Source organism: Methylobacterium sp. 092160098-2 (assembly GCF_028920805.1).
Lineage (GTDB): Bacteria > Pseudomonadota > Alphaproteobacteria > Rhizobiales > Beijerinckiaceae > Methylobacterium > Methylobacterium fujisawaense.
The window spans coordinates 431,387-449,054 of record NZ_JAQPZJ010000002.1; the positions used below are offsets into that span (position 1 = coordinate 431,387).

Sequence of the window (17,668 nt, forward strand, 5' to 3'; positions counted from 1 at the left end):
CGCGCACCAGAGCGGCACAGCGCTCACGGTAGGCCGACCGCCGATTGCATCATCGTGAACCGCGCCGGGATTTTCGGAAGCTCCCACTCTTGAGAGACCGGAGCCATTATGAAGCATACTCCACCATTTTCCTCCGACGTCCGCGAGCATGCGGTGCGGATGGTACTGGGGCACCAGGGCGAGCACGCCTCGCCGTACGGCGCGATCCGCTCGACCGCCGCCAAGATTGGCTGCTCGGGTTAGACACTGCTCAACTGGGTGAGACAGGACGAACGTGACCGGGGCGTACGGGGCAGGCCGACGACGGACGAGCGCGAGCGGATTAAGGCGCTCGAGCGAGAGAAGCGCGAACTGCAGCAAGCCAATGAGATCCTGAGGAAGGCAGGCGCGTATTTTACCCAGGCGGAGCTCGACTGCCGGTTCCGGCCATGATCGCCTTCATCGACGATCGCCGCACCTAGCTACGACCTCGGCCAGCCCCGGCTCACAGCCCGCGCAGGGGTTGATATAGATCAAGGCCTATCGAAGAAGACAGCACAGCTTACAGTGAAGCTACGGATAGCATCCGAGACTCCATGGGAGAGCTTCGCCCATGTCTCTAATCAAGCGCGATGGCTGCCACTCGACCCGGCGCGGGTCCAAATGCGAGCAACCGCCGGCCTTACGCCGCGGGCGAGAACACTGGGTGGTGCGCTGGATCGGAGCTGCCAAGCGTCGAACTAAAAATCCGATCGAGAGTGCTCCGATTGAGACTTCTGGCGCTCGCATCATTCGGCTAAGCTGTGCTGATACCTTCGGCCGACCGGTATGCCCTGAAGTCGCCAGCATGATTGCGCAAGTGCTGCCCTTCCAGGGCCAATAAGGCGCGAACAATCTCGCGCGCCACGCTTGACTGCCGATCAGGCGCTCTTCCGTGCCTTGCGCTGATTGACAAGTCCACCATGCGACCCGAGCCCGCTAGCCCTCGCGAGAACTGAACGCTGTGCGGCGTAGCTCGGCGCGACCATCGGATAATCGGCCGGGAGGCCGTAACGCTCGCGATAAGCGCGGGGATCAAACCCATGAGCGGTGAGGTGGCGCTTGAGCGTCTTGTAGACCTTGCCGTCGATGAAGCTCACGATCCCATCATCCCGGATCGACTTGCGGATCTGGGCGGGCGTCGGCTTCGCGACCTCAGCGTCTGAAGCTGCAGCTCCTACTGCGGTGGCTGTACCCAGGTTGGCGACTGCCGAATGCACCTGTGCAATCAGAGCCGGCAGCTCGGTAGGCGGCACAGGGTTGTTCGAGACATAGGCTGAGACGATGTCGGCGGCCAGACCGGTGAGGTTGAGACCAGCTTGCTGTGCTTCTTCGCTCACGGCGTTCGTTCCTGTGTACCCCTCGATTTTTGCGGGATGGAATAGGAAAGGCGCAAAAGCAAGTCTATACATTCAGTTGCACGCAATCGACCTGCCATCTCACCGGCATAATGATCTGCAACTTCGGTCAGCATTCGGCTAAGAGGTAGCTCCTCTGCGCAACCTCAGGGCGTTGCGCTGCCATCTATGATGTCACTGCGTTAAGAATATTGAGGGATGTCACTGAAATCGATGAATGTTCGCTCATCGTTGCCGTGCGAACATGACCACGCTGGAATACGAGCATCGTTCTGGCGGCGCCAATCGCACTCGCAATCCTCACCGTTGTAGCGTAGCTATTTCATGTGGCGCCGCCGTGAAACGACCTTTCCCCCGCACGAGACGATCCTGTCGGAAGTGTCACGCTGTAAGCAGACAGTCGATTGCCATCGCGCGCGATCGAGGCTAGCTCAACCGCGCTGGGAACCGTCTCAGCATGTGAACCTTGGAACTCCGCCCGGCGATCTCCCCCGATCGACCGGGTTTTCTTTCTGACCGGAGCGTCGATCAGAAGGGTAATCACTCGGCGGTAAGCGCTGGCAGCAGCTGTCGCGGGCGCGCCGCCTCATAGACCACGGCGTGAAGTGCGATCAAGTATATGCCCGCGATGAGGATTATAACGCCGACGCCGACCCAGTCGTGAATGGGCGGATCGTGGCTACTGCGGCGCGTGACGCCCGTCAGGACGCCGCACTTCTCACATATCCTCGCAGAGGATCGGAGCCGTTGTCGGCATGCTGGGCACCTCGTAAGCAGCATGAGCCTGCTCCCTGCTTAGGAAAGGCAAGATGCACCCCGCGCTCAGTTGCGTTTTGATCTGAATCAACGGCTACGTTGGGCCGGCGCGCCACTAGCTGTAATAATATTACGGTTAGAGCCCGGAACTGCGGCGGCACTTCAGCCGGCGACTTCGCTGCTCGCCGCAAGCGCGACCGCCCGGACATAGCCGAACGCGTCGAGAAAGGCCGCCTACTTCCCGGTGCGCCGCGTCACGGACGGCAGCGGCGGCCCTCGCGTGGTCGCATCCCGCGCTTAGAACCTGCGGCGGCCGCCGGCCAAAACCTCGGCTAGCCAGTGCCAAGCGATCAATCAGCCCCGTTCTTGGTGGCCGTTCCGCCGTACCAAATGAGGTTTGGGCCGAACGGGGGCCGGGGCCGCGAGGCAGCCGAACCCGTGTGAACCACACTTCGTCGAATCGCGGGGTCGTACGCACGAGCATTTGACGGCCGCAGCCGAAGCTCATGAAGAACTAGCGGATGACAAAGCATCTTCGGTTCAAAGTGGATGGTTGACACGCGCTGTCGTCAGGTCAGAGTTATTTCGTCCAGTCGCCGCTGCGTCAGAGCAGTGTCCCGTCGGATCCGAGCTCAGGATCGAGTTCAGGGTCGGTTTTGGGCGTTTCGAGCCTGGTAAGCGCGTAGCGTAGCGCGGCGATGGCGCGCATCCGCCGCACGGGCTCGATCGGTACGAGTAAGCACACCGGTTTGGACGGCGCGAAGATCGCAATGGTCGTGAGCATCGACCTGTCGTGATCGGTAACGGTCACGACGATCGCTTGTCTGCCATAACCGCTGCGGCTTCGGTCGTTTGGAAAGGAGACGACGTTGCTCATGCTCGGCCATTCTGCGGCGGCTGTTCGACACCGAGTGCTGAGGTGACGCTCAAGGAGATCCTATGTTCACCACCCAGCATCTGCGTGCATGCGTTGTTGCTGCCGTCGCAGCCAGCATTTCGTGCCATCGCGCCGCGGCTAAGGGCAAGATATCCGACCGCCAGCTTCTTGTCGCAACGTCTCACCAATAGGATCGTACCGCCCAAAGCCAACGGGCGACGATCACACCCCGCAGCAGGTTGAGGCTCATACCGAGTAGATCCTACGATCCCTTGTTGCGAAAAAGTTCGTAAGCGGCCCGGTTCAGGGCAGTATAGAGCCGGGCCGCTGATCGCATCGGGGGCGACCGACGATCTGTCCGCGCGGCCTTGGGCAGGGCGCCGTTCGAAAGTCGCGTCCTGCCTCTCTAATCATTTGCTGGAATGCTTGTGCGCGTTGGCCGTATGGCGATGCGCGTGTTCGGCATGCTCGTGCGCGCTGGTGGAGTGGCGCTTCGCCTCTTCCGCGTTGCCGTGAGCATGGTGATGAGCGGCTTCGTGGTGATGATGAGCCGCCGCGGCATGGTGCGTCGCCGCAAGCATGTGATGCTCGTGAGCGGGATGTGAGTTCATGGCCATGATCGAGACCCTTCGTTGTCAGGCTCCGGACCGCTTCGCGAAGGTGCGCTCCGAGGCGTGCTCATTCGGCGCGGCCGTGATGATGTCGCTGATTCCGGTCTGCGGTCGCTGAGCAATTCAACGTTCGACGCACTGGATGCGTTGACCTGCATCAAGGCCGCCGCGCGTAGAGGGTGATCGGATTCCAGTATGGAAGATGGAGGCGAACCTCATGGCGCAGAAATTAGATCGCTTGGCTCGGGAAGCCGATGAGATTTCCACCAAGATTGAAGGAGCATACGAGAAGCTGATCAACAAGCTGCAATCCAAATCTGATAAGGCGCGCGCGAAGATGAGCAGCAATCGGACTATCAGTACGCGGAATATGTTAGGACAGCGCGCCAAACTTTATGCTGAAGCTGCGCAGGAGATTGGCGCCTGCTTGACCAAGCGACGCATTGCGTCGGGAGACACGCCACACGTCGACGGCAAGAGGGCAGGCTCTCGCGATGCGACAGTCGAGCGCCTCAGTTGAATATACCAGGCTGGAGCTAAATAACCCGCTTGATCGGGGTCAACCACTCTTCACCAGCTCTGCCCTTCTGCGGAGAGCGGCGGACCGTTACATCCCGCAGCTCCGCGAGGGCCTCTGCTCGTGATGGTGAAGCGTTCGACACGCGCAGGATGTTCGACGACGAAAGCTACCGTAGACCGAATGCCGCGCGCTTAGCGGTCGGCGTTGAAGCCGCCGTGGGGCTCAAAGCAAGACCATGGCTGATCAGAAAAGAAAACGAGCGGCACTCGAGCGGCACGGTCGCGCTAAGTCCTTGTTGGCGGGACCAGACAGTCGTCCCGTCCACACCCCGACTGCACAGCTGTTGCCGCGCATCAGAGTGCGTCAAGCCGCCTGCGCGGTTTCCTCAGGCTGGGCGAGCAATCGCGCGAGATCGGCGACCGGCAGCGGGCGGCTGAACAGGTAGCCTTGCATCTCGTCGCAGCCTTCCTGCTGGAGATGATCGCGCTGCTCGGCGGTCTCGACACCTTCGGCCACCGTTGTGATCCCGAGAGCGGCGCCGAGACCGGCTACCGCCCGCACGATCGCCGCGCAGTGACGGTTAGCGCCGAGCTCGCGCACGAAGGACTGGTCGATCTTGATCTTGTCGAATGGGAACGCCCGCAGGTAGCTCAACGACGAGTACCCGGTGCCGAAATCATCCATGGCGATGCGCACACCGAGGTCGCGCAAACGGTGAAGGACCGCCAGGTTGGCGTCGCTGTCGACGAGCAGCACCGACTCGGTGATCTCCAGCTCCAAGCGCTTCGGATCGAGCCCCGCATTCGCCAGCGCCGACACGACGGCGGGGACGAGGCCCGGCTGCCGGAACTGCAGCGGCGAGAGGTTGACCGCGACCTTGATCTCGCCCGGCCAGGTGGACGCTTCCCGGCACGCTTCGCGCAGGACCCACTCGCCGATCGGTGCGATCAGACCCGTCTCCTCGGCGATCGGGATGAACTCGGCCGGCGAGATGAAGCCGCGTTCGGGATGACGCCAGCGCAGCAGCGCCTCGCAGGCGATGATGCGGTTCTCTCGCAGGTTCATGAGCGGCTGGTAGTACAGCTCCAAGGCACCCGTGTTCAGCGCTTCCCGCAGCGCGCGCTCCAACGCACGGCGCGCCTGGACCCGCGCGTTCATCCCCGCCTCGAAGAACCGGAACGTGCCGCGTCGCTCCGCCTTGGCCTGGTACAGCGCGAGATCGGCGTTGTTGAGCAGGAGATCGGGGGTGGTTCCGTCGCCCGGCAGAACGGCGATGCCCAGACTGGCGCCGATCACCACCTCCTGCCCGAGGACGGTGAACGGTCGGGCCAGGTGCTCGACGAGGCGCGCCGCGAGGTGGCCCGCCGCCTCGGGCGATGACGCGCTCTCCTGCAGGATCGCGAACTCGTCGCCGCCCAGGCGGGCGACCATGTCCTCCGCGCGCACGCAGGCCCTGAGGCGCTCGGCGACCACCCGCAGCACCGCGTCGCCGGCCGCGTGCCCGAGCGTATCGTTGATCCCCTTGAAGCCGTTGAGATCAAGGCAAAGCACCGCGGACTGGTCCGGACGGCGCTGCTGTCGCTCCAGGACGGCGCACAGGCGCTCGCGGAAATAGGCTCGGTTCGGCAGGTCGGTCAGCGGGTCGTGGTGCGCCATGTGGGCGATCCGCGCTTCGACGGCGCGCCGCTCAGTGACGTCCTCGGCGATCCCGAGCAGGTATTGCGGCCGTCCCGCCTCATCCGCGACGGACAGCTGCTTGATGTGGAGGAGGCGTTTTCCGTTGGCGGGTGTGTTGATCTCGCGCTCTTCGACGAGAGCGCCGCCATCAGACGTTAGGAGAACGCGCTCTTCGCGAGAAGCGGCAGGCCCTTTCTCGGCAGCCAGAAACAGCTCATGGGCGGTTTCGCCGATCAGCTCCGTCCGCGGCACGCCGAGCAGTTCCTCTCCGGACCGATTCAGCAGGAGGAGACGGTGTGCGACTGCGTCTTGCACGTACACCATCGCGGGAATGTTCTCGACGACTGTGTCGAGAAAACTGCGCGTTTTTCGCAGCTCCGCTTCGGCGAGTCGGCGCTGGGTGACGTCGATGGAAGCCACCAGCACGGCCGGCTGCCCCCTGAGGATCAGCGAACGTATGTACGGCAGGATCTCGATCGAGGATCCATCCGCCTTGATATGACGCCAGATCTGCTCGCCGTCGTAGGGGCTCACGCGGTTCGTCAGGACCGCCTGGACCGCGGCGTGGTCCGCCTCGGGCCGGATGTCGAGAGCCGTCATCGTGAGGAAGCGCTCGCGGCTGTAGCCGTAATGCTCGACCGCGGCGGCGTTGACGTCGAGGAACCGCAACGAGGCAGCGTCACAGACCCACATCGGCAACGGATTGGCCTCGAACATCATCCGGAATGACGCCTCGCGGGTGCGCAACTCCGTGATGTCGACCAGCGTGATCACGAGCAGGTCGCCCAAGGTTGAGGCCGCGACTTTGAGGAACAACTCCCTCTGATCGACGACATAATCCAGCTCGAAATCGATACGGCCGCCAGTCTCGACGACAGCGTGCAGGCGGGTGACGATATCCTCCGCCCGGCTTCCGAGCCGGATCGCTGAGAGGTGCTGCCACAACAGGGCGCTGGCCGGCTGGCGCATCAACGTGGCAGCGCCGGCATTCAAAGCGACGATCTGGAGATCCTGCAGGGCACCATCGACATCACGCACGGGGATCAACGCGAGGATCCCCTCGGTAGTCGAGTGATAGACCTGTTCGACGAGGCTGGATCGGCTCTCGGGTTCGCCGACATGGACGAGCGCGACGGGAAAGCCCCAGTGCGTTTCCAGGGGCAACACCAGGATCTGATGTACTTCGACGACGCCGTTCTCGACGCGGCTGGCCGCCTCCTGCGCGGGCCGGCCGGTTTGCAGGGCCCGGTGCACGACTTGGCGCAGGACCCGTGTGCAGTCGCTGCGCTCCCGCGGGGACTGACCATCGGCCGCCCCATGCAGCCAAACTGCGACGTGTGGTGCGATGCGCACGATGGAGAGTTCATCGCCATCGAGACGCACGATGGCGGTGCTATCGGCGAACCGTCCGAGCGTGCCAAGGGCAACGTCCTCGTAGCGAGGCAGCGCCATACCCGGCTTTCGAGCAGCAGACCAACGCTCGCTTAGGATGTGAGCTGCGCTGCCCGACGCGTCGGATGGGCGATGTTGAGCCTGGATCGACATGTCGCCGGGGAGATCGCACAGACAGATAAGATCACCAATGCAACGCGGCGGTTGAGATTGGATTAAAATCGGGAAGCCGCCGTGAGATGCGGCGCTTCAATGGCGATCGGAAGAGATCAATACTTACTCAATTCCGACACACCTGCCGAGGCCGGTTCGGGTATAAGACCGATTTACCTGCCAGCGCTGAAGCAATGAGAGGATGAGATATGCAATAGAAGGAGCCGTCAGAAATTTGCGAGTGAGTGGCATGCCGTCAACCGGTTTTGAGCCAGCGCGCTGTTGGGGGCCGTCTCCGGGCTATGATCCAGTCCTCAATCTCGCGACTAGTTGGCAAACTGGAGAAAGTGTCGATGCTTGCCAGCGTGCCGACCAGCTTCGGGAACAGTGAGCGGCGAGGACCGTACGGTTCGCCGCTCGCGCGGAGGTCTCGATACGGCGAGGCAAAAACGGGCGCTCTCCTTTGAGAGGAGCGCCCTGAGTGCGTTCCGGTCTCGGGAAGGAACGTGTCGATCTGCTATGACTTCACGCCGGCGTGAACAAGCCACCGCAGGTAAGAAGCCGGGCGTGTGTCCGTGTCATCGAAACGTCACATGTGTTAAGAGGCAGGTGACGCGTTCGTTGAGAGAGGAGGAAGGCATGGCCTCCATCGAGGAGATCGCGGCGACGCTGCGCAGCATCGCGACGCCGGGGATGAAGCCGAAGGCTTTGCGCGCCGCCATACGGGAACGGTACCCTGAGGCGAACAAGAAGGAGATCGTTCGAGCCGCCTTTTACGCTATGACTGAGACCTCTCCTGTGGGGCAGGATGCGCTGCCGGACCTGCACAACTTTGCCTTGTCCGAGCGGGCCGGCGACGAGGATGCGGACGCGGCGCTGAAGGTCGGCAAGCGCAAGGCGAAGAAACTGGCCCCCGACAAGGCTGGCAGGCCCGCAAACCCTGAGGTTGGAGCGCGATACGCAGCGTTCATACGACGCGCGGGTTAGATCATCGGCGCGACGTGCTCAGGCTCGCTTGGGGCGCCTGGTCTGCCGAGAATGCGCGTGACCCGCCTCACGCCGCATGAACCCGGTCGAGGAAGGTGTCGATAGCAGCCTGCAGGCTGGCGGTGCCTGTGTTGACCTGCGAGGCGCCACTTCGGACCTGATCAGCTTGTGCCGCGTTCGAGGCGGCCGCCTCTTGCACACCGCCGATGCTGTTGGATACGGTCCGGGCTTCGGCCGCAGCACCCGCGATAGCGCGGGCGATCTCCTGGCTGGCGTGTCCCTGCTGTTCAGCGGCCGCGGCCACGTCGGAGGCCGTCTTGCTCATTTCCGCGATGGTGCCACCGATCGAGCCGATCGCATCGACCGTCCCGTCGGCGGCGGCTTGGATCGCCGCGACCTGGCTGGTGATGCGGTCCGTCGCGGATGCGGTCTGCGTCGCGAGTTCCTTCACTTCAGCCGCCACCACCGCGAAGCCGCGGCCCGCAGCGCCGGCGCGCGCCGCCTCGATGGTCGCGTTGAGGGCCAGCAGGTTGGTCTGCGCGGCCACGCTGCGGATCAGCGTCACCACGGCTCCGATCTCGCCGGCGGCCTGCGACAGGCTCACCACGGTCGTCTCCAGGCCGCGCGCATCGTCCAGGGCCGCGGCCGCGATCTCGCTCGTGTGCCGTACCTGCTCCTCGATGGCCCGGGCTGAGCTCGACAGCTGTTCCGCGGCACCGGCGATGCTGTTGACCACCTCGACCGACTGGCTCGATGCGACCGCCACGCGCGTAGCCTGCGCCGTCGTGTCCCCGGCGGTGCCGGACAGGGCATCGGCCGTGGCCTGCATCGCCTGAGCCGAGCACGCCAAGCTCGCTACGGCTCGCTTGGTCTCGAGCTCAAAGGCGTGCGTGGCCTCGGCCAGGACCTGGGCTCGGACTGCGTCCTGAGCCGCTCGCTTCTCCGCGCCAGCGTCGAGATCCCGCTTCTCGATCAGCGCGACCTGAAAGGCCTCGATCGCGCGCGCCATCTCGCCAATCTCGTCGGCGCGACGCGTGAAGGGGACTTGGTCGTCGAGCTTCTCGGCAGCGAGCGCCTGCATGGCGGCCTTGAGCCGGTGCAGAGGTCGTTGGATCTGGGTTGCGAGAACCCAGAAGGCGACACCGAGACCCAGAAGCAGAGCGACGGCCGGCGCGACCAGAAGGGTCAGTGTGGCCCGATGGCGCTCCTCCGCGACAGCTGCGCGCTGCGCGTCGAGGTGGGCCAGCATCTCGCGTCCGAGATTGCTGATCTCAGCGACCATGCGCTCACGGTTCTTCACCGTGGCTTCGTCGGTGGCCTGGATCAGGGCGGCCTTGGGCGAGAGGGTCAGGCCCATTTCGGCTGTTTCGGTCTGATAGGCGATGAACTCCTTCACTGCGAGGTCGAGCTTGCGCTTGCGCTCGGGCGAGAGTTGCGCGTCCATGGCAGTGAGAAAGGGACCGCGCGCCTGTTCCACATCGGTGAGGGCGCTCTGGAGCCCGGCGAGCCGGGCTTTGGCCTCCTGGGTGTCTTCGGCGGTGTAGACCGCGGTGGCCTGCACCACTGCGTGCTCGATGGCCTGGGCCAAGGTCCGCGCCTGCAGGCCGGCGTTCCAGGCCGCTTCGGTCGCTGCTGCGCGCTGCTGCTCCTGATCGGCTTGGCGGAGGGCAAAGCCGGAGATGCCGGCGGCGACGAGGCCGAGCAGGCTGATCACGGCCACGAGTTTATGGGCCAGGGAGATACGCATCAGGAACTGCCAAATACCGAGTTGATGCGCCGGTCCCTGCACCGGCATCCGTTGCGCTACCCTTAAGGATAGCTGGCAAAATCGCCTCGACACATTATGAATTAAAACGCCCATATCGTTATGATTGCCAAACAGCGATTGCAAAGAATGAATATTAAAGTCAATATTAAGAGCCATCATACTCAAGGTACCGAGCAATATCCTTCAATCGCATAGGGCTGCTTCGGATTTGCACTTGGCGCGCAGGCCATCCAAACCAGATCAGGCGGAAACATACTGCCCAGACTCATTATGGATCAGCGAGGCGGTCGGCTGAGCAGCGGCAAACGTCCACCTCCGCGATGCAGCGCTTCGGAGCGAGCCGGTCTACTGCCACAATCAAGACATGCTATACTGATAGTTGAAGCGGAGCGTCAGCGATCTCATCGGCTCGGAAGTGAAATGAAGTGCATAGACGCGCACCTGTTCAGACTAAGTGTTGGCGACTTCCATGTACCTTGATCCGGCCACCTTGCTGATCGCCAGCTCTGCGACAACTTTCCTGGTTGGCACGTTACTTCTGGTAGCGGGGCGTGAGTCGCAGGGATCCCGCTCTCTGAGCCTCTGGGGAGCGGCACATCTCATTGGCGCCATCGGTTCCGTCGGCATCGCTCTACGCGACCAAGTCCCTGACCTGCTTTCCATCGGGCTGGCCAACGTGCTCGTTCAGGCCGCTTATGGATTGATCTGGAGCGGCGTCCGCTCCTTCGAGGGTCGTTCGATCCGCCTAGGCGTTGCGTTCGTCGGCGCGATATTCTGGTGTGTCCTCTGCCTGGTTCCGGCCTTCTACGCGTCAGTTACGCTGCGGATCCTATATGGTTCGGCCGTGGCGACACTCTACTGCAGTTCGGCCGCCGTGGAGATCTGGCGCGGCCGCGCGGAGCGGCTCGCCTCCCGAGTTCCGGCTTTCACTGTGCTAGGCCTTCATGGTGCAGTCTACTTCGTCCGGATCCCGCCGACCCTGACGGCACCACAACTCGGATCCAACCCGATCGCCACACCCTGGGTGGCGATCCTGTGCTTCGTGACCATGCTGTTCTCGATCGCCTCGGCCTTCACCTTCTTGGCGCTTGTGAAGGAGCGGGCCGAGCGCGAGCAGCGCATCGCCGCCTCTACCGATGCGCTTACGGGCGTACACAATCGACGCGCCTTCGCGAAAGCCGCCGAGTCTATACTGGCTGAGCATCGAGATAGTGTACTATTGCTTATTGATCTCGACCGGTTCAAGGCCGTCAATGACAGCTATGGCCACGCGGTCGGCGATGCGGTGCTGGTGAGCTTCTGCGCCATGGCCACCTCCCTGCTGCCGCAGGACGCGCTGCTGGGGCGCCTCGGCGGCGAGGAATTCGCCTGCCTTTTGCCGGATGCCTCCCCCGAGGAGGCCCTTGCCCGGGCCGAGGAACTCCGCCGAACCTTTGCGCAACTTTTCGTCGCCGAGTTCCCTGAGCTGCGAGTCAGTGTCAGCATCGGGATCGCACAAGCGTGCGGTGTGGGCGGATACGAGATTCTGATGCACTGCGCCGATATGGCACTCTACACCGCCAAGAATGGGGGGAGGGACCAAGTGGCCATGGCCAAGATGCCAGCCGGGCAGTCCGCTGATGGCCAAGGGCGCATCCCGGATTGTGCGCTGATAGCGAGACGAGACTGCGTGCCTGCTTTTACTGCGCGGGAACGCAGTCCGTACAGGCCAGGCTCAAAGTCCGCGTAATTACCCAGGCCTGTGATGGCTGGGCTCAGGCGCCGATGGTTTTGAGGATGGCGCCGAAGGGACTGCTGCCTGTGAGGCGCGCGGTGTCGACGACGGTGCGAATGGCGGCCTCGCCCTCGGCCGCCCACATGGCCCGGTAGCCGTTGGTGACCTTCCGCTGCACGACAGCCGGACGCAGCAGCCGCTCGGAGCCGTTGTTGGTCGGCTCGACCTTTCCGGGATAGGCGAGGAAGACCAGGAGCTGATCGCGGGCGCGGCTGATCTTGGCCTGCAGGTCGCGGCTCAGATCACAGCGGCTCGACGTGGCGAGGATGGCACCCAGTTGCCGATCCAGGCTGCGGCGCTTGGCCGAGAGCGTCGCGGCAGCCAAGTCGGTGACGCGCTCGGCCAGGGCGAACACGCGCTGCAACCAGAGTTGCAGGCGCCAGGGCACGGGATCGTCGCTGGCCTCGACGCCATAGGCGACATCGCGGGCCAGATGCGCCAGGCAGGTCTGGTGCTCATCCGCGTGGCCCTGTTGGGCGGTGTAGCGGTCGGAGATCCACACCGCCGGTCGGTGCCCGTCCATCATCTCGCGCACCACGACAGCGCCGCGCGTCGGGGAGGCGGTGTGCACCACGGCTTGCGCCGAGTGGAACAGCCAGTGGTAAGCGTTCGAGCCCTCGATGCGCACGCCAGTCTCGTCGCAGGCGACGACCTCAGCCTTGCGCAGGGTCGCGATGGCCGCGTCGCGACCGGCACGGAAGCGGTCCTGCGCGCGCCGGAGCAGGTTCATCAGCCCGCCCTGGCTGAGGGTGAGGCCGAACAGATCGGAGAGCGCCGCCTGCAGCCGTTCGTACGAGAGCGCCTGAAAGGTCTTGAGGTACGTCGCCACCGCATGCAGCCGCGGACCGAAGGGCGTGCCGCGCGCCGCTTCGGGCGGTGGCGCGATCACGCGCGTCCCGCAGCTCGGACAACAAACGGCAAGGCGCTGGTGCTGCGTCACAATCGGCGCCACCTCAGGCAGCTCGATTTGCTCAGAGACGCTGACGATCTCTGCCGGAAGTGCGGCGTGCAGGCTGGCGCCGCAGCACGCGCACGCCTCGGGACGATGCTGGACGATCGTATCGGGATCATCGCTCAGCACCCGGCTGTGACCCTCGTGACCGGGCTTGGCGCCGCCGGGCTTAGAATGCTCCCGCTGCTCCTTGCGATCCGTCGCGGGCGGCTTGGATGAGGTGCGCGAGGTCTTCTCTGGCCGCTGCAGCCGCAGCACCAGCTCGATCAGCTCCTCGCGGCTCAGCCGTTCCAGTTCGCTGCGGCCCATCCCGCCAGGGAATCAGCGAAATCCGACCCGCGCAAGAGGCAAGCTCGTCCCGGCAAGCGGCGCAGCCGCGGGCGTTCCGCCGCCGACCGATCCACCCCGTGGGTAATTACAAGTCCGCGGAAAGAGCATTTTGAGACGATTGGACGAGCCGCAACGAAGGTCCACTTCTCTGGACTAAACAACAAATGCGGCTCAGTCGCTTTCAGTTAGACTACGTCACGTGAGAGCGCCAGCGCACGCAGAACCGGTCGTTCAGCTTTGCGCCCATTCCGGCCATCTAACGAGCCGCCGACGCGCCTCCATAGCGGACGCTCACCGTGAAGGCTGCGGCGGCGGCCCATTCGCATAAGGGCACGATATGGAGCGGCGCAGTGCCTCCGTGGCCCTTGGGATCCGATGTGCGCTCTGGGAAGGCCTTCTTCCAGGCTGCCGGTGAGGGCGGGGCCTACAACCGGGTAGGGTGGAAAGCGGGCGGTCTGCTTGAGAGCGGGCGGGGCTTTGAAACAGACATGGTCGCTACCGGAAGGTCCGCTGGGGCCGGGATACATCTCCACCTCGACCACGTTACTGAAGGAGTGGTCCGGCTGATCCGCCGCGACAGGCGCACGGCCTTCACCGTGCGCCGCAGGTCGCTCAGCTCTTGGAAGAAGTCATAGCGGATGAGCGGCAGCGTTTCCGAGCGCGTACTCAGGCGGTCCAGAAGCTCAGGCATCAGCAGCCGTGCCGTCGTCCCGTAGCGGCTGCGGCGATCCCCCAGCGCCGCAACTTCGGACTGCAGTTTGCCTTAGGCCCGCAGCCAGATCGCCTGGTAGTGCAGCGCCAAGAAGGTATAAGACACGGCTTACAGATGCAGTGAGCGTGGACTTTGCCCTGCTGGACACGCCGATTGCCCGGTCATGCAGGTCTCATCTGCAAAGAACCCGTTTCGGCGATGCTGGCACGAGAGCGCCACCCTTGACGAGGGCATCGAGCGCCGCGAGGATCTCGTCGCCGCTGTCAAGGCTTCCGAACGCCTCGGCTACCTCGCCGGCCCGGACCCGGAAGCTCGGTTCGTTCAACACGCGTAGGGCGGCCGTGCGCAAGGTCTCAACGGTAGGCGCGTCCGTCGTGAGGTCGATACCAACCCCCGACCAGCCGATGCGCGCGCCGACCTCGGCTTTGTCCTCCGTCCGCCCCGCCGAGACGATCGGCACGCCCACGGCCAGCGCCTGCGAGACACTGCCATAGCCGCCGTTGGTCACAAGTAAGTCTACCTTCGGCAGCAGCAGGTCGAACGGCAGGAAGCTCGCGACCCGGGCATTGGCGGGAAGCGGTCCCCGCAAGACGTCCAAGGGCCGCCCGCCAGTGGTCGCGACAACGAGCAGGTCGTCCCGGTCGGCGAGCGCGGTCAGTGTCGGCTCGACCAGAGCCCCGAAGTCCGCATTGGCGAGTGTGCCCTGCGTGACCAGCACGACGTGGCCGCCCTCCTCGCGCCACGCGTCGAGCTCGGGCCACCAAGTCGGCACCGGTATGTCGGCGTGCGGGTTGGGCAAGAGGCCGACGAAGCGTAGGCCGGACGGGAGCGCACCGAAGTCGTACTCGAAGGCGGGGACCGTCGGCTGGAGGAAGAGATCCGGCAGCACGACGATCGAGTGAGGCAGGGAAGCCGGCAGGGGCGGAAGCCCGAGTCCGGCGAGCAGGCCGTCCGTGTGGGCGCGCACGGGATTGACGAAGGCGGCATCCGTCCCCGCCTTCAAGGCGGAGTAGCGCATCCGCTCGGCTTCGTCTCCTGCCGGCGGCAGGCCGGCCCCCACCGGCGCGTGATCAGGCCGATCGAGGAAGAGGAAGCTGACGTTCAGGACGGCGATCGGCGGCCGGGGTTGCCTGTCGAGGAGCAAGGGCAGCACGCCAAGGAAAAGGCTGCCGGCGATCACGATATCAGGCCGATGATCTGCGATCAGCCTCCGCAAGCCGGCTGCTTGGCCAGGCATGCCGTCGATGAAGCGCCGCTCGAATTCATGCCGCCAGCGTTCCGGTCCCGGCGGCAGGCTGACGTCGAGGTAGGCGGCGGCTCCACCATCATTGCACGGGACGAAACGCAGACCTGCTGCCTCGATCCGGGTCCGAAACGTCTCGGCCGTTGTGAACAGCACGTCGTCGCCGCGGGCGCGCAGGAGGTTTCCGATGGCCAGCAGCGGATTGACATGCCCTGTCAAAGCCGAGGCCGCGATCAGGACTTTCATCTTGAAACTCCGTAGCTTTGGAATTGAGAACACTCACTCGGCGTCGCGAACGAAGTGTAGCTGTTCCGAATATATCGACCGCAGCTCGCAAGGAATACGCGACCGCAGCGTGCACGTCGATTGCTGCTATTTTGGACTGAACGATCCCGAACGCGCTGGTGTTTCGGCTCAGGTGCGTGACCAGCTAGTCTCAGATGGAAGCCTCATCGAGATACAGGCTTTATGGATACCTCATCGGCTACGTGGAAGCTGCGACTCGTCTGCTTCGGACACATCGAATAGAGTACATATCACTGCGACCGGCAGCGGAGACGACAGATCGACGGAGTGACAGAACTGCGAGTGTCCGCAACAGACATCGATAAGGCCACCCACCTTCTGGGTAATTCTCTCGCGCAATGCAAACAGACGCAAGACCTGGGAATCACGAAAAGAGAGTCGCTCGCGCAATGCTCATTATCAAATCGAAACTGCGATGACGGCCTTGCAGTCAAGCCTCGCCATTTCAATCGAGGTTTTGCTTGGCCATGAAGTTTCGGACTAACGCTGCAATCTCGTCGACGCGCTCATCAAGCGCGAAGTGTCCCGCATCGAGAATGTGGATTTCTGCGTCCGGAAGGTCTTTCCTGTAGGCTTCGGCACCGCCGATCGCGAAGGACGGATCGTATCGCCCCCAGACGACGAGGGTTGGAGGCCGCTTCTGCCGGAGCCAAGTCTGCCACATCGGATAGGAGGCGACGTTGGTACGATAGTCATAAAACAGATCGGACTGGATCTGTCGTTGACCTGGCCGGGACAGATGGGCGAACTCGTCGAGCCACAGATGCGGGTCGTATCGCTTTGGATGCGGGCTGGTTCCGAGATGACGCTGCTTCGTCGTCTCCAGGGAGAGGAAGCTATCGATCACCGCGTCCTCATGGGAGGCGCGGTCGTGCCAGAATGCCCGACGGGTTGCCCAGAGCGGTCCAAGCCCATCCTCATGAGAGACAGCATTCTGGATGATCAGCGCCTGCACACGTTCGGGATGTGCAAGAGCCAGCCTCATGCCTATGGGGCCGCCATAATCCTGAAGGAAGAGGCTGTACCGGTTCAGGCCGATCTTTTCCGCAAACTGGTCGATCGTGCCGGCGACATGGTCGAACGTGTAGGCATATCGCTCCGGCGGTGGCGCCTCGCTCAGGCCGAAGCCCGGATAATCGGGTGCCACCAGATGGAAGCGGTCTGCGAGACGAGGGATCAGCGTCTCGAACATGGCCGAAGATGATGGAAAGCCGTGAAGCAGAAGGATTGTCGGAGCGTCCTTCGGGCCGGCTTCTCGATAGAAGATTGTAACGCCGTCGACCGCAACCGTACGATAGGTTGTGTCGACGGATGTCATTGAGGCCGTCTCGGCCGACGCAGTTGGAGAAGCAATCAGCGCCGTTGTCGCGAGAAGGGGTGCAAGCGCTCTGAACATCGTTGTACCTCTCGAGTACGGGTGGCTTCTCAGCCGCGGATGCTGTGCGTCGAGCGATATCCGTCATGACGCACGCAGCCTTTCGGAGCGGGCGTGCGAAGTCCTGGCTGGAACCGCTCGATGCCCGCGTGCCTGTCCGATCGAGCCAACCACAAGGCTCGGCGGAGCGGCCGCAGGCACCACACGCCGCTTCAAGGTTCACCGAGCCAAACCGGGTCTCTGTAAACCCTGCCTGTCACTCCGGAAGCTGCCGCGCATCATTTTCTCAATGATGGGTATCCGTCGACATAGATCCAGTTCGTCGATCGAGCAGGAACGTGACACCCTAAACATTCGTCTCGATAGCTGACTGTCGTGGCTTTGTCGGGCTGACCCGCATCGAACCACGACCAGCCCCAACCTTCGCCCCAAAGTGGGTTGTCTTGGTGAGTATTTCCGGCGTCGCGCACCATGACGAACCAACCTTTGAGATGATCCGCACGACTTACCGTCCCGGTCGTAAATTCACCGGTGCTGGTTTCATAAACTTCTTTGACCAGGGTAGCGCCGTCTGGAAACGAACCCTCGTTGCGATAGGTCTGCGCAGCACCGGGTGATGCGTAGACCACGTGCATCTCCTTCGAACCCCGGCCATTCTCCGATGCGACCGCCCAGGAACCGAGGAACCGGTAGCGTTCCCGGTAGTCGCTCGGCACGCGGATATTGCCGGATTCATCCACAAGCTGCGGCTTCTTTTGGTCTATCGGCTGAGCGGAAGGCTGACTCAGCAATCCCGCCGACGTGGCCAGCAGCGTCAATGCGCCAGAGACATGGAGCAGATAGCGACGATACATATCGT

General features: G+C 63.4%; 12 protein-coding genes and 1 pseudogene. 5 read left to right on the forward strand and 8 right to left on the reverse strand.

Annotated elements, in window-relative coordinates:
- Positions 1 to 108: 108 nt before the first annotated feature.
- Positions 109 to 455, forward strand: a pseudogene (locus tag PQI07_RS27435) (IS3 family transposase); the annotation flags it as partial.
- Positions 456 to 899: 444 nt separating this feature from the next.
- Here PQI07_RS27435 and PQI07_RS27440 read toward each other — a convergent pair.
- Positions 900 to 1,358: a Ros/MucR family transcriptional regulator gene (locus PQI07_RS27440; protein ID WP_230366880.1), complete on the reverse strand. Its 459-nt coding sequence runs from the start codon at positions 1,356 to 1,358 to the stop codon at positions 900 to 902.
- A 1,378-nt stretch (positions 1,359 to 2,736) separates the two neighbouring features.
- Complete coding sequence (locus tag PQI07_RS27445; RefSeq protein ID WP_139239584.1) at positions 2,737 to 3,009, reverse strand: hypothetical protein; 273 nt, start codon at positions 3,007 to 3,009, stop codon at positions 2,737 to 2,739.
- 443 nt (positions 3,010 to 3,452) lie between these two features.
- On the opposite strand from PQI07_RS27445, the gene PQI07_RS27450 reads away from it, so the two are divergent.
- Together PQI07_RS27450 and PQI07_RS27455 are read left to right on the forward strand one after the other, a co-directional pair.
- Complete coding sequence (locus PQI07_RS27450; RefSeq protein WP_158713310.1) at positions 3,453 to 3,614, forward strand: hypothetical protein; 162 nt, start codon at positions 3,453 to 3,455, stop codon at positions 3,612 to 3,614.
- A gap of 208 nt (positions 3,615 to 3,822) precedes the next feature.
- Positions 3,823 to 4,140, forward strand: coding sequence for a hypothetical protein (locus tag PQI07_RS27455; RefSeq protein WP_139239583.1), 318 nt, complete (start codon positions 3,823 to 3,825; stop codon positions 4,138 to 4,140).
- A 363-nt stretch (positions 4,141 to 4,503) separates the two neighbouring features.
- On the opposite strand, the gene PQI07_RS27460 is transcribed toward PQI07_RS27455, so the two are convergent.
- On the reverse strand, positions 4,504 to 7,269 hold the full coding sequence (locus PQI07_RS27460) for a sensor domain-containing protein (RefSeq protein ID WP_179240068.1): 2,766 nt from the start codon (positions 7,267 to 7,269) through the stop codon (positions 4,504 to 4,506).
- Between the two features lie 732 nt (positions 7,270 to 8,001).
- On the opposite strand from PQI07_RS27460, the gene PQI07_RS27465 reads away from it, so the two are divergent.
- Positions 8,002 to 8,349, forward strand: a complete 348-nt coding sequence (locus PQI07_RS27465; protein WP_051976286.1) for a hypothetical protein — start codon at positions 8,002 to 8,004, stop codon at positions 8,347 to 8,349.
- 67 nt (positions 8,350 to 8,416) lie between these two features.
- On the opposite strand, the gene PQI07_RS27470 is transcribed toward PQI07_RS27465, so the two are convergent.
- The gene (locus PQI07_RS27470; protein WP_230366879.1) at positions 8,417 to 10,144 is read right to left on the reverse strand and encodes a methyl-accepting chemotaxis protein; all 1,728 of its coding nucleotides are present in this window, start codon (positions 10,142 to 10,144) and stop codon (positions 8,417 to 8,419) included.
- 442 nt (positions 10,145 to 10,586) lie between these two features.
- Between PQI07_RS27470 and PQI07_RS27475 the strand changes: the two genes are divergently transcribed.
- On the forward strand, positions 10,587 to 11,846 hold the full coding sequence (locus PQI07_RS27475) for a GGDEF domain-containing protein (protein WP_081948803.1): 1,260 nt from the start codon (positions 10,587 to 10,589) through the stop codon (positions 11,844 to 11,846).
- 25 nt (positions 11,847 to 11,871) lie between these two features.
- Here PQI07_RS27475 and tnpC read toward each other — a convergent pair whose 3' ends face one another.
- The 4 genes from tnpC to PQI07_RS27495 all read right to left on the reverse strand — a co-directional run bounded on the left by tnpC (position 11,872) and on the right by PQI07_RS27495 (position 17,663).
- Positions 11,872 to 13,152, reverse strand: a complete 1,281-nt coding sequence (gene tnpC, locus PQI07_RS27480; protein ID WP_043387809.1) for an IS66 family transposase — start codon at positions 13,150 to 13,152, stop codon at positions 11,872 to 11,874.
- A 905-nt stretch (positions 13,153 to 14,057) separates the two neighbouring features.
- Complete coding sequence (locus PQI07_RS27485) at positions 14,058 to 15,374, reverse strand: glycosyltransferase (RefSeq protein ID WP_043388184.1); 1,317 nt, start codon at positions 15,372 to 15,374, stop codon at positions 14,058 to 14,060.
- A gap of 505 nt (positions 15,375 to 15,879) precedes the next feature.
- Positions 15,880 to 16,752, reverse strand: coding sequence for an alpha/beta fold hydrolase (locus tag PQI07_RS27490; protein WP_230367017.1), 873 nt, complete (start codon positions 16,750 to 16,752; stop codon positions 15,880 to 15,882).
- A 335-nt stretch (positions 16,753 to 17,087) separates the two neighbouring features.
- Positions 17,088 to 17,663 (reverse strand): cytochrome P460 family protein, encoded by a 576-nt coding sequence (locus PQI07_RS27495; protein WP_081948859.1) that lies wholly within the window; start codon positions 17,661 to 17,663, stop codon positions 17,088 to 17,090.
- Positions 17,664 to 17,668: the final 5 nt, after the last annotated feature.

Bases quoted from the DNA above. Each gene is read 5' to 3' on its own strand.
- PQI07_RS27445 (WP_139239584.1), bottom strand. From the start codon at position 3,009: ATGAGCAACGTCGTCTCCTTTCCAAACGACCGAAGCCGCAGCGGTTAT.
- PQI07_RS27450 (WP_158713310.1), top strand. From the start codon at position 3,453: ATGGCGATGCGCGTGTTCGGCATGCTCGTGCGCGCTGGTGGAGTGGCG.
- PQI07_RS27455 (WP_139239583.1), top strand. From the start codon at position 3,823: ATGGAGGCGAACCTCATGGCGCAGAAATTAGATCGCTTGGCTCGGGAA.
- PQI07_RS27460 (WP_179240068.1), bottom strand. From the start codon at position 7,269: ATGGCGCTGCCTCGCTACGAGGACGTTGCCCTTGGCACGCTCGGACGG.
- PQI07_RS27465 (WP_051976286.1), top strand. From the start codon at position 8,002: ATGGCCTCCATCGAGGAGATCGCGGCGACGCTGCGCAGCATCGCGACG.
- PQI07_RS27470 (WP_230366879.1), bottom strand. From the start codon at position 10,144: ATGCCGGTGCAGGGACCGGCGCATCAACTCGGTATTTGGCAGTTCCTG.
- PQI07_RS27475 (WP_081948803.1), top strand. From the start codon at position 10,587: ATGTACCTTGATCCGGCCACCTTGCTGATCGCCAGCTCTGCGACAACT.
- tnpC (WP_043387809.1), bottom strand. From the start codon at position 13,152: ATGGGCCGCAGCGAACTGGAACGGCTGAGCCGCGAGGAGCTGATCGAG.
- PQI07_RS27485 (WP_043388184.1), bottom strand. From the start codon at position 15,374: ATGAAAGTCCTGATCGCGGCCTCGGCTTTGACAGGGCATGTCAATCCG.
- PQI07_RS27490 (WP_230367017.1), bottom strand. From the start codon at position 16,752: ATGACATCCGTCGACACAACCTATCGTACGGTTGCGGTCGACGGCGTT.
- PQI07_RS27495 (WP_081948859.1), bottom strand. From the start codon at position 17,663: ATGTATCGTCGCTATCTGCTCCATGTCTCTGGCGCATTGACGCTGCTG.